Annotated in this window: 10 protein-coding genes; 6 read left to right on the forward strand and 4 right to left on the reverse strand. The window is 40.2% G+C overall.

What is annotated here, in order from left to right; translation table 11 throughout:
- Positions 1 to 115: 115 nt before the first annotated feature.
- The 3 genes from Q4597_RS15850 to Q4597_RS15860 are packed head-to-tail and all read right to left on the reverse strand — an operon-like array spanning position 116 to position 3,421.
- On the reverse strand, positions 116 to 1,081 hold the full coding sequence (locus Q4597_RS15850) for a polysaccharide deacetylase family protein (RefSeq protein WP_303407087.1): 966 nt from the start codon (positions 1,079 to 1,081) through the stop codon (positions 116 to 118).
- A 1-nt stretch (position 1,082) separates the two neighbouring features.
- A complete protein-coding gene (locus Q4597_RS15855) occupies positions 1,083 to 2,417 on the reverse strand; it encodes an NAD(P)/FAD-dependent oxidoreductase (RefSeq protein ID WP_303407088.1) in 1,335 nt (444 codons plus the stop codon).
- A gap of 5 nt (positions 2,418 to 2,422) precedes the next feature.
- Positions 2,423 to 3,421: an NAD(P)-dependent oxidoreductase gene (locus Q4597_RS15860; RefSeq protein ID WP_303407089.1), complete on the reverse strand. Its 999-nt coding sequence runs from the start codon at positions 3,419 to 3,421 to the stop codon at positions 2,423 to 2,425.
- A 390-nt stretch (positions 3,422 to 3,811) separates the two neighbouring features.
- Between Q4597_RS15860 and Q4597_RS15865 the strand changes: the two genes are divergently transcribed.
- The 5 genes from Q4597_RS15865 to araA all read left to right on the forward strand — a co-directional run bounded on the left by Q4597_RS15865 (position 3,812) and on the right by araA (position 10,091).
- Positions 3,812 to 4,489 (forward strand): NrtR DNA-binding winged helix domain-containing protein, encoded by a 678-nt coding sequence (locus Q4597_RS15865; protein WP_215436129.1) that lies wholly within the window; start codon positions 3,812 to 3,814, stop codon positions 4,487 to 4,489.
- Positions 4,490 to 4,589: 100 nt separating this feature from the next.
- Positions 4,590 to 6,284: a ribulokinase gene (locus Q4597_RS15870; protein WP_303407090.1), complete on the forward strand. Its 1,695-nt coding sequence runs from the start codon at positions 4,590 to 4,592 to the stop codon at positions 6,282 to 6,284.
- Positions 6,277 to 6,981 carry an L-ribulose-5-phosphate 4-epimerase gene (locus tag Q4597_RS15875; RefSeq protein ID WP_289038262.1) on the forward strand — a complete coding sequence of 235 codons (705 nt, stop codon included), beginning with the start codon at positions 6,277 to 6,279 and terminating at the stop codon, positions 6,979 to 6,981. The genes Q4597_RS15870 and Q4597_RS15875 overlap by 8 nt, the downstream gene beginning before the upstream one ends.
- A 21-nt stretch (positions 6,982 to 7,002) precedes the next feature.
- Positions 7,003 to 8,568 carry a solute:sodium symporter family transporter gene (locus Q4597_RS15880; protein ID WP_303407092.1) on the forward strand — a complete coding sequence of 522 codons (1,566 nt, stop codon included), beginning with the start codon at positions 7,003 to 7,005 and terminating at the stop codon, positions 8,566 to 8,568.
- Between the two features lie 20 nt (positions 8,569 to 8,588).
- Positions 8,589 to 10,091 (forward strand): L-arabinose isomerase, encoded by a 1,503-nt coding sequence (gene araA / locus Q4597_RS15885; RefSeq protein WP_303407094.1) that lies wholly within the window; start codon positions 8,589 to 8,591, stop codon positions 10,089 to 10,091.
- Between the two features lie 5 nt (positions 10,092 to 10,096).
- On the opposite strand, the gene Q4597_RS15890 is transcribed toward araA, so the two are convergent.
- A complete protein-coding gene (locus tag Q4597_RS15890) occupies positions 10,097 to 11,287 on the reverse strand; it encodes a hypothetical protein (RefSeq protein WP_303407096.1) in 1,191 nt (396 codons plus the stop codon).
- Positions 11,288 to 11,403: 116 nt separating this feature from the next.
- Between Q4597_RS15890 and Q4597_RS15895 the strand changes: the two genes are divergently transcribed.
- Positions 11,404 to 14,637 carry a DUF1553 domain-containing protein gene (locus Q4597_RS15895; RefSeq protein WP_303407098.1) on the forward strand — a complete coding sequence of 1,078 codons (3,234 nt, stop codon included), beginning with the start codon at positions 11,404 to 11,406 and terminating at the stop codon, positions 14,635 to 14,637.
- Positions 14,638 to 14,640: the final 3 nt, after the last annotated feature.

The raw sequence follows: 14,640 nt of genomic DNA on the forward strand, positions 1-14,640 counted from the left end.
TTATGAAAAATTACTAGGGAAAGTGTACGGACACCGACAAAGAGGGGTCTCAACACGGTAAATTCCCATTATTGCTTAGAAAGAGTTATGATAATTTTGTTTTTTTTTTTACTTGTTAACCAGGTACTTGCTCTGTTTTCAACCCCTTTTTATCAAGTATGCTATTTACATGCCCGTTCATATCTGTCAGGGTAAAGTGTTTGCCCAATTTTTTCATTACTTTCTTAAATAAGAATACCTTTCTTTCGCTAGAAACATTCATTCCGGGGAAAAAAGCCAAACTGGTTATTTGATCACCTCCTATTAAATCTAACGGGTGCAATAAAAAGCTAGGTTGAGTCTTGGTTATCTTACAAAGGAAAATAGCTATATTCAGGTAAAGCGACATCAAATGGATTGAGATATTGCTTATGTAAATAAGATAGCTGAGGTGAAAGGGAATTCTAAATATAGGCATGGTCGTTACCGGTAATTCCAACAACCGTTGGTTTTTTTTGGTCTTCCAGTAATAAGGCTTCAGCTTTTTGAATCCATCGGAAAACTTACCAAAAATTTCTTTCCTATCCTCTTTTTCCTCCTTAGAAAGATTAGATGTGCTAAAATAGTACAGTCTGGCCAAAGGGCCTATGACTGTTGGTAATGTGGATGCATCGTATACATAACCTTTATCTGCGAGAACTTCCAGCAAAGTAGGGCTCCAACTAAATCCAGGCCCTCTAAAACCCGTTGGGGCTTTTCCTGTTACTTTTTCAATAATATCATGGGCCGTATCTATTTCGGTGGTCATTTCTTCTCTAGAGTAGAGATGAAGCCACGTTTCGTGTACAAAAGAATGGTTGCCTATGTCATGACCCGCATCTGCAATATCTCTTAAGTACTTATGATTCTTTTCAAAAGCAGCATCTTGACCCACGATAAAAAAGGTAATCTTCAGATTTAATTCATCTAAAACTTTTAAAACGTGTGGTACAAAGATATCCAAGTATGAAGGATAGCTTTCCCAACCCTCTTCACCATGTATCTTCATATAGGACCATTGGTTATCCATGTCCAAAGAAAGACTCGCAAAAGGTTTACTCATTTTATTGGACTATACTTTTTTCTGAATACGATTCTATGTCACTTTTGAAATTCTTCATGAATTTATCCACGTGTGTAACTACCGAATTGTTGTTTACGGACTCACTTACAAACTGTGAGGTGTTTAGAACATAAAAATCTGGATGAGGTGTATTCACCTTGGGAACAATTTCAGAGTAATTAAGCACCTGCATGGGCTGCACCTTAAAAGCTCTGTGTACATGGGAGGAAATCATATCAGCTTCATCAAAATCCGGATAAAGATATTTAACCCCATCTAGGAAGTCAGCTGTAATTTCTTCATCTGATTTTGACCAAAGTGCGTTATCTTGGCCCACATATTTTGGAAAATACGTAATATGTTGATTTGCGGTCTCTTCTAAATCTACCAAAGAACTCATACCGATTACGCCCGTAAAAGGAGTGTCATTATCTCCAATATTCAGCACGTAAAATGGTGTAATGGGTTTTTTGGTAACTAAAATAAGACAAACTACACCAAGATAATCTATAGGTTTCGTGCTTTTTGAGATGTTATAGAGCTCAGGAGCGGTTACCTTTTCCATCACATTAAGTGGGGAAGTAAAAACTACTTTATCAAAATGTTCAGTAGTGCCGTTATAGCTTATATTCATTCCTCCGTCTGGATCTGGAGAGATGTTTTCAACTTTGCTGTCTAAAAGCAGGTTAGAACCTTTTTGCTTTAAATTTTCTTCAAGACGGTCAAAAATAGTCTTGTATCCACCGTTAACATAGGCCATGTGCTCTTTTTTGGCTGCAGAGCTTCTGGCTTTGAACAATCTTTTAATGTAAGTCCAGATAAAAACGGCTGAAACTTTCTTGTGGTTTTCTCCTAATTTGGCGTGCAACATGGGCGCCCAAAACTTGTCATAAGTCTTTTTGCCACCCAATTTAATTAGCCAATCGGTTACGTGAATTTTTTCAAGTGCTTTCCAATCATCAGTTCTGGAACCTTTAAGAATCGTATACCCTAACCTCATTTTATCAATAGGGCCAAGAAGGGGAAACAGTAGAAATTCAAACGAACTACTTACGGAATGAAACTTTTTGTTTTCGTAAAATCCAGTAAGTGAACGGCGCCATTGTATTTGGTCCTCTAAACCTATCTCGTTTAGAAAGTCAATTAAATCTGTGTCCGTTGGTGTAATGGCGTGATAAAACTTATCCCAAGTAAAATCTCCATAATTGTGATATGTAGAGAGCCCACCTGGTAAATTATCCTGTTCTAGTACTTTAACGGTTGCTTTGGTTGAGGAAGATATTTTCTGGGCCAATACTAGTCCCATTAACCCTCCTCCAACTATTGCTATTTTCATAAAACTTAAGCTTTTTGCAAAGAAACATTTTTCTGCCAATTAAACGTAATTCGGAGCCCTTCTTCTAACGAAGTCTTCGCTTTTATGCCAAGAATCCTTTCTGCTTTGGAATTGTCGGGTACACGTCTCATTACGTCTTGATATTTTCTGCCTGCAGATATTTCGTTATACGGAATCAACTTTACCTCAGAAGTTGTTGGTTCATCAGAAATTTCTTTTAACAATTTTGCAAGGTCTAGAATGGTAATTTCTTCGTTTGCACCAATGTTGAAAATTTCACCGTTTGCTTCGGGTTTAATGGTTGCGGCGTATATGCCTTCAACGGTATCGTTTACAAAAGTGAATGTCCGGGTTTGCAGCCCATCCCCATGAATAGGGATTTCTTTATTGTTCAAAATACAATCTATAAAAACAGATTGTGGGCCTCCCCACCATGATAGATTTTGATTTGGTCCGTATGAACCAAAGAATCTAAGGATAACTACAGGAAAATCGTAATCTTCCATATAAGCCAAGGCTAAGTGTTCATCAAAAAGCTTTGAAACAGCATAGGCCCAACGGGGCACTTTTGAATCGCCTATAAGACAGTTACCGTCTTCTTTAAACGGAATATCCGGACTCATGCCGTACACGTCTGAAGTGGAGGCAAGAACAAATTTGCATTTCAGTTTTCGGGCAAATTCCAACATGTTTTCACTACCCTTGGAGTTGATTTTCAATGTGTCAACAGCGTTACCGTATCTAGGTATTTTAAATGCCGCTAAGTGAACGATAACGTCAAAGTCATCGTCCAATCGGTTTATTAGTGTGGTGTCTAAAACATCGCCCTTGATAAAGTCAAAATTTTTGTGGTCAAGGCTAGCTTCAATATTTTTTAGAGAACCCATAGAGAGATTATCTATCCCTACAACACGGTGTCCTTCGTTTAACGACTTAACTAAAAAATTTGAGCCCAAAAAGCCGGCAACGCCGGTAATAAGAATTTTTTTGCTCTCAGTAATCATATGGTTAGGTTTGATTTTGTACTATATAGTTGTTTTGGGGGCGCAAGATACCGTAATAAAACAGTTTTATAAAATGGGAACTAGGTGTTTGGTAGAGAAAAACTGGGTCCATGTCGAAAATTCACAGATAGCTAATTTCTAAAAGGCTGTTTTAGGAATAAATTGATGGATTAGAGGATATTTTGTCATTTTTGAAGGAATTGCAGAAAATTGCTAAAATATTGATTTTCAGAACTTGATAATTTTTCTTTTTTAGTACATATTTGACGATATATTGAAGTTTTTCAAGAAGATTTTCTCACCGAGGATATTTGAAAATGTCATACATACACTTGTACAAGGATTCTTTGCGTATTTTTGAAGGAACCATTAACAATAGTTTAGAATAAGATGGATAGAACATATAAAGATATACAACAAATTACATTGGCCGTAGATTGTATCATATTCGGTTTTAATGACAATAGGCTGGAGGTACTTTTGGTGCACAGAGGTTTTGAACCTGAAAAGGACAGGTGGTCTCTTATGGGTGGTTTTGTTGGAAACCATGAAGATTTGGATGATGCAGCACATAGGGTGTTAAAAGACCTGTCCGGTTTAGAGGATGTGTACATGGAGCAAGTGCGTACTTTTGGCAAAGCCAACCGCGACCCCTATGAGCGTGTGGTTTCTACTACTTATAGTGCATTGATCCTTAAAGAAAAATATAACCAGGAGTTGATAGAGGAGTACCGTGCGGAATGGTTTCCTATAGATGAGTTGCCGGATTTGATTTTTGACCATAAGGATATGGTAGAATCGGCCATTAGGCGTCTTCAAAGAAGGGTACGTACATTCCCGATAGTGTTTAATCTACTCCCGGAGAAATTTACCTTACCACAGCTGCAGAAGCTATATGAAGGTATTTTTCAAGTGGAAATGGATAAGCGCAACTTTAGAAAGAAACTTGCTACAATGGACTTTTTAGTGAAATTGAACGAAAAGGACATGTCGGAATCTAAAAAGGGGGCTTTTTTATATCGTTTTGACGAAAAAAAGTACAATAAAACAAAAAACTTTACAATTTAGGTATTAAGTGTTTTTGAAACACTTGTAAAAAGTTCTATATTAGTCTCTTTTACAAGGTGGCCTACTCTAAAACGCTATCTAAATTTTAAAGTTAATACACATGAGGTCACAATACGCCTATAGCTTAGGCTTGGATTTTGGTTCGGATTCTGTCCGTGCGCTATTAGTCAACACCCAAACGGGCGAAGAACTTGCTACTGCCGTACATTATTATAAACGTTGGAAAGAGGGTAAATACTGCAATCCTTCCGAGAACCGTTTCCGTCAGCACCCGCTAGATTATATTGAAGGAATAGAATCTACCATAAAATCCGTGGTTGGCGCTGTAGGGCCTGAAATTACCGCTCAAATCGTTAGTATAGGTGTAGATACCACGGGAAGTACTCCTGTGGCGGTTGACCGGAATGGTACCCCTTTAGCTTTGCTAGATGAATTTAAAGAGAACCCTAATGCTATGTTCGTGCTTTGGAAAGACCATACGGGTATTGAGGAGGCAAACGAAATCAATGAACTTTGTGAGAAATGGGATATAGACTATTCACAATACGAAGGGGGAATCTATTCTTCTGAATGGTTCTGGAGCAAGATATTACACGTGTCTAGAACAGATGCTGCGGTGCATAAAGCTGCCTATTCATGGGTGGAGCATTGTGATTGGATACCCTTTTTGTTGACCGGAGGTAAAGATGTTCAGGAAATGAAACGCAGTAGATGTGCCGCAGGACACAAGGCTCTTTGGCATGAAAGTTATAACGGACTACCACCAAATGATTTTTTTGTGGCCTTGGACCCGCTTTTGGATGGATTAAGGGAACGGCTTTTTAATAAAACATATACTTCGGATATTCCTGTAGGTACCTTAAGTCCCGAATGGGCAGGGCGATTGGGAATTCCTGAGAATACAGTGGTTTCCGTGGGGGCTTTTGATGCCCATATGGGCGCTGTTGGTGCAAAAATAGAACCGTATTACCTAACAAAAATTATGGGTACCTCTACCTGCGATGTTTTGGTAGCTCCTATGGAAGGCGAGGAAAAATTGGTCAAGGGTATTTGCGGACAAGTAGATGGTTCCGTCATTCCGGATATGTTGGGCCTAGAAGCCGGCCAGTCAGCTTTTGGTGATATTTACGCTTGGTATAGCAGGGTATTGGCATGGCCAATTGAAGAATTGATATCCAAGTCGTCCTTAATTGATGAAGATACCAAACAAAAACTGATTAAAGAGGCGCTCAACAACCTTATTCCTGAACTTAGTGATGCGGCCAGTAAAGAACCTATTGGAGCTTCGGGAGAGTTGGCGTTGGATTGGATGAACGGACGGCGTACCCCGGATGCCAATCAGAATTTAAAAGGGGTCATTGCAGGTATTAACTTGGGTAGTACATCACCTAAAATATTCAGGGCTTTAGTAGAGGCTTCTTGTTTTGGAGCAAAGAAAATAGTGGACCGGTTCCTTTCCGAAGGTATTCCCATAAAAGGGATTATAGCGCTGGGAGGCGTGGCAAAGAAATCGCCATTTATCATGCAAATGATGGCCAATGTGCTAAACATGCCTATTAAAGTAGTGGCTTCCGAACAGGCTTGTGCATTAGGTGCGGCTGTTTTTGGTGCTGTAGCTGTCAAGGTGTACAACAGCGTTCCCGAAGCCATGGAGCAAATGGGAAGCCCTTTTGAAACCATATACGAACCTGACCCTACCGATGCACGAGCATATTTAGAGGTGTATGGCGACTACAGTAGACTGTGCGAGACTATGGAACAACATATTATGAACGAAACCAATAGAAATGGGTAAGTATACAGCGTTAAAAGAAGAGGCCTTTGAGGCAAATATGCAACTTCCGGAATTAGGATTGGTCCTGTTCACGTTTGGTAATGCAAGTGCCGTAGATAGAGATAAAGGGGTTTTTGCCATTAAACCAAGTGGTGTGCCTTACGCTTCGTTAAAAGTAGAGGATATCGTTATTTGTGATTTTGACGCTAAAATTGTGGAAGGTAAAATGAGACCTTCTTCCGACACAAAAACGCATGCCGTTCTTTACAAGGAATGGGATAAAATTGGTGGAGTCGTACATACGCACTCAACTTATGGTACGGCATGGGCACAAGCAATTAAAGATATTCCTATCTTCGGAACCACTCATGCCGATCATTTAATTGCTGATATTCCGTGTGCTCCTCCTATGAAAGATGAGTATATTCAAGGCGATTATGAGCATATGACGGGTTATCAAATAATTGATTGTCTAAAAGACAGAGGCTTGGATTATAATGAAATAGGCATGATACTGGTTGGTAGTCACGCTCCATTTACTTGGGGAGCAACGGCAGCCAAGGCAGTTTATAATAGCGCAGTTTGTGAAGAAGTGGCTAAAATGGCACATCTAACTTTACAGATAAATCCCAATGCTGCAACGCTAAAGGAAGCTTTAAAGAAAAAGCATTTTGAGCGCAAGCACGGTAAGGACGCCTATTACGGACAAGGATGTTAAGTTTTAATTGAAATATAGTTTATGGGAATAGCAACGTTCATCGGGTTTACATTGTTAGTGGCAATAATTGCTTATTTATCAACCCGAAAAACAGATGAGACCTCTTCGGACGGTTATTTTCTAGGTGGTCGTAGTCTTACAGGTCCGGTAATTGCAGGATCATTGCTTCTAACAAATCTCTCTACGGAGCAGATTGTAGGTATGAACGGTATCGCATATAGCGAGGGGATTCTCATTATGGCTTACGAGGTTTTGGCGGCCATAGCTATGGTGTTTACGGCTTTGGTATTATTGCCAAGATATTTAAAAGGGGGAATTGCTACCATTCCACAATTTCTAGAAAAACGATATGGTAAATCAACAAAAACACTGGTGTCTCTTCTGTTTTTAGGAGGTTATGCCATTTCAATGCTTCCTACCGTTCTTTATTCAGGTGCTTTGGCGATTAATACCATGTTTGATTTGCCGCAGGCAATGGGTATGGGCGAAGAAGGAGCTCTTTGGGTTACCGTCTGGGGAATAGGCTTAATTGGAAGTATCTACGCCATTTTCGGTGGATTGAAAGCGGTTGCTGTATCCGATTCTATAAATGCAATAGGCTTGATTATTGGAGGCTCCCTTATACCAATTTTTGGATTGTTGTATGTAGGTGACGGAAGTCTTTTTGCCGGAATGGACGTGCTTACGACCAATTTCCCGGAAAAATTCGACATTTTAGGAGGACCCGATTCTTCGGTGCCTTTTTGGACGCTTTTCACAGGTATGGTCATTGTAAACTTCTATTATTGGGGAACCAACCAAGCGATTATTCAAAGAGCGCTTGGTGCCAAGAACTTACGTGAAGGTCAAATAGGACTAAGCCTTGCCGCATTCGTAAAAATTTTAGGCCCTTTCATTGTTGTATTGCCGGGTATTATTGCTTTTCAGATTTTTAATGGCGAATTGACCAATGCAGATCAAGCGTATCCTATGGTGGTTAAAAAGGTGTTGCCAACGGCTTTTATCGGTTTCTTTGCAGCTGTCCTTTTTGGAGCTATACTTAGTTCTTTCAACAGTGCCCTAAATAGTTCTGTTACCCTTTTTGGTCTCGATTTTTATAAAGAATACATCAATAAAGAGGCTACGGAGAAACAAGTGGTAAAAGCAGGAAAGTTATTCGGAATGTTCTTGGCCATAATTTCTATGATCATTGCTCCATTATTATTTGGAGTTGAAGGTGGTATTTTTAACTATCTGCAAGAATTGAACGGTTCGTACAGTGTGCCAATTTTAGCTATAATCTTAGTAGGGTATTTAACTAAAAAGGTACCGGGTATTGCTGCCAACATTGGTATTGTTTTCGCCGTTGTTACGTATTTGGTAACCCTTTATATTGTTAAGCCGGATATTAGCTTCCTGCATGTTATGGGTATATTATTCGTTTTGGTGGTGCTATTAATGTTCGTTATAGGCAAGTTTTGGCCAAGAGAGAATGAGTATGTACAGGTGTATACGGAGCAAGTAGATATTACTCCATGGAAATTTGCCAAGCCCGTTGGCTTTGTAATATGTTCCATTGTAGTGGGCATGTACGTGTATTTTTCTTAAAAATTAAAGTTTAAAAAATAATGATCGATTTAAGCAAGAACGAAATCTGGTTCGTAACGGGTAGTCAACATCTATACGGGCCGGAAACTTTGGCCCAAGTAGCGGAACATTCTTCTGAAATCGCAAAATATTATAATGTAAACCCAACAATCCCTGTTAAAGTCGTTTTTAAGCCTGTGGTAAAAACCCCAAGCGAAATTAGTGCTTTGTGCAAGGAAGCGAATAATACAGATACTTGTGTAGGATTGGTTATGTGGATGCATACCTTTTCTCCAGCAAAAATGTGGATTGCTGGCCTGCAAGCACTTCAGAAACCCTTTTTGCATTTGCATACCCAATATAACCGTGATATTCCGTGGAACGCCATAGATATGGATTTCATGAATCTGAACCAGTCGGCTCATGGAGGCCGAGAATTTGGTTTCTTGGCTTCAAGGATGCGTTTGAACCGTAAGGTAATAGTTGGATATTGGAAAAGTGAGTCCGTTTTGTTAAAAGTTGGTAACTGGTGCCGTGTAGCTTGTGCCGTTGCCGATTCAAAAAATATGAAAGTAGCCCGTTTTGGAGATAATATGCGCCAGGTAGCGGTCACGGAAGGCAATAAGGTCTCTGCTCAGTTAAAATTCGGTTACGAAGTAAACGGGTACGGCGTAGGTGACTTGGTTAAATATATAGACGGAGTTACTGAGAGCGAAATTAATACATTGATTCAGGAGTATAAAGATTCGTATATCATTGCATCTAAAATAAAGATTGATGGAAGTATGCGTAATTCTTTAAAGGATGCGGCCAAAATAGAATTGGGTATGCGCGCTTTTCTAGAGGAGGGCGGTTATACCGCTTTTACGGATACCTTTGAGGATTTACACGGAATGAAGCAATTACCGGGTATAGCAACACAAAGACTAATGGCCAGCGGTTATGGTTTTGGTGGCGAGGGCGATTGGAAGACTGCCGCATTGGTACGTACAATGAAAGTTATGGGTTCTGGCCTTGAAGGAGGAAACAGCTTTATGGAAGATTATACCTATCATTTTGATCCTAGTAACTCTACTGTTTTGGGTTCGCATATGCTGGAGATATGTCCGTCCATTGCTAAAGGAGATGTTTCTTGCGAAATCCATCCTTTGGGAATTGGAGGAAAAGAAGACCCCGTACGCTTGGTTTTTAATGCAGGCGCGGGTAATGCTTTAAATGCATCCATTGTTGATATGGGCAACCGTTTTAGAATGTTGGTCAATAAAGTAGAGGCTTTAGAAATTAAAAATGATATGCCAAACCTTCCTGTTGCTAGAGTGCTTTGGGATGCCAAACCTGACCTTCAAACGGCTGCAGCTGCTTGGATTTATGGTGGCGGGGCTCATCATACCTGTTATAGTCAGAATATCTCCGCAGAATCACTTGAGGACTTCGCCGAAATTATGGATATAGAGTTTTTATTGATTGATGAAAAAACAGACCTCTATCGCTTTAAACAAGAACTACGCTGGAACGATGCTGCGTATGGCCTAAAAGGGATTTAAAATCTCTAATCCAGTTCCAGTGCCTTTACGTGAATTATTTTAGAGCTTAGCTCCATCCGGTCAATGCCGTTTACTTCCATGAAGACCTCAAAGAACTGGGGTATATCCCCTAAGTCGGTTTTCATGCGAGATTCCAATTGCTTTATTAAAACAGGGTTGGTGAAGTTTTTTAGACTTTGTGATGCTCCTGTATCCCATAATCCGGCAAAAACATAGATGGCATTGTTGTTAGGGCCTGGTGCTTTAATAATTATGGCGTAATCTTTATGGTATGTTTGGGCATCTCCACTGGGGCGGTAAATAGTGTCGGACCCTTTGGGTGAAAAAGTATCGCCAAGGGGATTGTATTTCACACTACTCTTCTCAATATAGTCTTTAAATATTCCAAGGGTCTTCGCCATTCCTACAACCATAAAATCGTTTTCCGGAAGTTCTTTTGGACCAAAACGTAAAACCGTACGCACGTTAAAATCTTTGTTCTTAGAAGTAAGAACTTTGCTAATATCCTTTACCCATTCCGTACTATTTCTAATTAGAAAACTGTATTCCATAGGCTCGTATACATACCCTTCACTACCAATTTTAGGAAGTGAATCGTAAAGTTGGGTCTCCGCGTTTATGAGCGCATTCCTAATCACTTTCTCACGATGGGAAGAAGTATCTATTTCTCTGTAAATAAAAAGGTCTCCCAAGACCAGGATCATGGGCTTTTTTGAATTGAAAATACCGTTCCAAATTACAGAATCGGAAAATTGGTCCACAGATTTATTGTTTCTATATAGTATCCAATTTCCAATAACAGAGGTCAATAAGAGAAAGCCAAGTAGAAGTAGTATCTGTTTTCTAGATAGAAGTCCGTTGGATTCTTTCGGTGTCTTTTTTTTAGTTTCAAATTCTACTTTGTAGCTCCCTTTTGGTACACGCAACAAGATGGGGTCGTTTAACCCTTCATTTTGATAATAGGCCTTGAGTTTTTTCCTTAGGTTATAGACATAGACTCGAATAAGTGTACTTTGTGAGGGGTCAAATTCTTTCTTGGCAAATATTTCTGTGGCAATGGTAGTTTCCTTGGGTACATCATCTTCCAAAGTACACTGTACAAGGTATCGCAACAGGTTGGCGTACGTAGTGGAATTACCAAAAGACTTGCTTGAAATTATCTTGTTGACATAAGAAGTGTAATCCTTGGAATTCATTGCTTCAAAGAAGGAATTTTTTAAAGATAATTAAAATTATTAACAGTTAACGAAACAGTTTTTTAACGCATTAACAGTTAAAATGCGGTTGTATATTGATAAAAATTCCAAAACCAATGCGATTTTTATCGAGACTATTTTTAGTTATCTGTTGCCTGTGTTTGAGCAGTTGCGGATGGAACGCACCCGAAGAAATTGAGGAAGCAATGGCCAAACTACCGGAACGGGTAGATTTCAATTATCACGTAAAACCTATATTATCGGATAAGTGTTTTGCTTGCCATGGTCCGGATATGGCCAACCAAAAAGCCGGACTACGTTTGGATATAGCCGAGAGTGCTTACGAAGCATTGGAAAGCTCGGGGAAGCATCCTATTGTGCCTAAAAAACCCGGAGAGAGCGAGGTGATAACTCGAATTTTATCCGATGACCCAGAACTGAAGATGCCACCTGTAGCGTTTAACGTGGCTTTGAGCAAAAGTGAAATTGCAACGATTACCAAATGGATCGAGCAAGGTGCCGAGTACAAACCCCATTGGTCGTTTATAAAGCCCAAAAAAGAAGAAGCTCCGGAAGTGACCCGCGCAGAATGGCCTAAGAATACTATTGACCAATTTGTTTTGGCCAATTTGGAGCGTAAAAATTTAAGCCCTTCTGAAAGGGCTACAAAAGAGCATCTTATTCGCCGGCTCAGTTTCGATATTGTAGGATTACCACCAACCTTGTTACAGATTGAGGATTTTCTAAACGACACATCGCTGGATGCGTATGAAAAAGTAGTGGACCGCCTTTTAGCCTCTCCGGCATATGGTGAGCGTATGGCTGCCGAATGGATGGATGTGGCCCGTTATGCGGATAGCGATGGCTATTTGGATGATAAGCATCGCGATTTTAGTCCGTATAGGGATTGGGTCATAAAAGCCTTTAACAAGAACATGTCTTACGAGCAATTTGTAACATGGCAGTTGGCGGGAGATCTTGTTAAAAACCCATCGCAAGAAAGTATTTTGGCAACCGCCTTTAATCGCTTGCACAAAAAGAACTCTGAGGCGGGAATTGTTTTTGAAGAATATCGGGTGGAGTATGTGGCAGATCGTACCTTGTCTGTTGGTAAAGCATTTTTAGGATTGAGTGTGGAATGTGCCAGATGCCATGACCATAAGTATGACCCTATCAGCCAAAAAGACCATTATGAACTTTTTGCCTTCTTCAATAGTACAAATGAAATTGGGACGCCAGTATACGGGCCAGGTCAAGTACCAGGACCTTCACTTTTGCTGACAAATGATGAGCAGAAAGAAGTGTTGGAATTTATAGATAGAGATATCGATTTAACACATAAACAATTGATTTCGGTTGAAAAAGAAACACCGGAAGAGTTACACAATTGGTCAAGAAATCCTAAGTTTCTAGAGACTTCGCTACAAAAAAGCTTAAAAAAAGGGTTGCAGGCCAGTTTAAATTTTGATTCGTTTTTACCTCGGGATAAAAAATCGTTCAGCACCCAAAACAACGGGGGAGGCAAACAGTCGATAACCGTCAGGGAACCAATTATAGACAAGGGTCTAAACGGAAAAGCAGTTTTTTTAGGAGATTATACCACCATGAGAATGCCCGGAAAAGTAGGGTGGTTCGATCAATCTGATCCATTTACCATTTCCATTGCCGTAAAACCGGATAGAAACTATGAAGAGGCCGCAATTTTCACGCATTCCGAAGAAGTTAGGCAAGGATTAAAAGGGTATTCTATGCACCTAGAGAATAACAAGCTTAAGTTTATAATTGCGCGTTCCTGGCCGTCCAATGCCATTCAGGTAAAAACAAAGGAATCTATTCCTGAGAAAGAGTGGAGCTCCGTAACCGTGTCCTATGATGGATTGGGAAAAGCGGAAGGAGTTCATATGTATTTGAACGGAAAGGAGGTGCCGGTAGAAATTGAAATAGACAACCTTTATAAGTCAATCTTATTCAAAAAAAATGCACATAATTATGCCTTTACCGGTTTTACTGTTGGCGTAAGTGGAAAGTTTAAATCCTTTAAGGACGGTGGGGTGGATAATCTCAAAATTTATAACAGACAGCTGTCCCCTTTGGAAGTGCTTTACAGCATGGCTCCAAAAACGGCAATAGAAGAAGCAAGGAGTAACGGTAAGGAATTATTGACGGATTTCTACTACCTAAGTATAGACAATGTGGCGGAAAAGACAAGAATTAAGTTGAAGGAACAACGAGAAAAACAGCTTAATGAATTAGAGCCTATAAAAGAAATTATGGTATTGGGAGATTTGCCAAAGCCCAGACCTACTTATATTCTTGATCGCGGAATGTACGATGCTCCTACGGAAGAGGTGCAGCCCAATGTGCCGGAAGTTGTAATGCCCTTTGGCGATGATTTGCCAAAAAGCAGGTTGGGACTTTCACAATGGCTGTTCGATAAAAATAATCCGTTGACGGCCAGGGTCTTTGTAAACCGCTTATGGCAAATGCATTTTGGTCAAGGCTTAGTGTCCACTTCGGATGATTTTGGAAACCAAGGCAGCTTGCCATCTCATCCCGAATTATTGGATTGGCTGGCCGTAGCGTTTATGGAGTCCGGTTGGGATATCAAAAAATTACACAAGCTAATTGTTATGTCCGCCACCTATCAACAAAGCTCGGAACTTACCCCGGAATTGTTGGAAATTGATACGGATAATATCCTATTGGCGCGAGGCCCTAGTATGCGAATGACCGCAGAAATGGTGAGAGATAATGCTTTGGCTATCAGTGGGCTTTTGGTTTCTAAAATTGGTGGAGAAAGTGTTTATCCCTATCAACCGGAAGGCTTGTGGGACGAAATCAGTAACAAGCCCTGGCGCTACAGATACAAACAGGAGCCTGGGGAGGGTTTGTACCGAAGAAGTCTTTATACCGTTTGGAAACGAACCTCGGCACCGCCGTCTATGCAAATCTTTGATGGTGGAGACCGAAGTGTGTGCACCGTTAAAAGAAGGGAGACCAGTACCCCGTTACAGGCTTTGGTGCTATTGAACGACCCTCAATATATAGAAGCTTCGTACGTCCTTGCCGAAAGTTTGATTGAGGAAACCGCCTATAACCCGGAACGACTATTGCAAAAGGCGTTTCAACTAAGTACGGGTAGAAAAGCCAAAAAGGAGGAAATGGGTGTTTTGAAGAAGTTTCTTGATGATGAACTCCACCGGTTTTTGGAGCATGAAGAGGATGCCATTGCCTATTTGAATATGGGCGAAACAAAAATAAAAAACACCTCGGACCCAGTGAAGGTGGCGGCATTGGCAACAGTTATTAACGGAATTATGAATACTACCGAAGGATTCACCATACGATAAGAA

Origin of the sequence: Zobellia sp. 1_MG-2023, from assembly GCF_030549125.1 — a bacterium.
Lineage (GTDB): Bacteria > Bacteroidota > Bacteroidia > Flavobacteriales > Flavobacteriaceae > Zobellia > Zobellia russellii.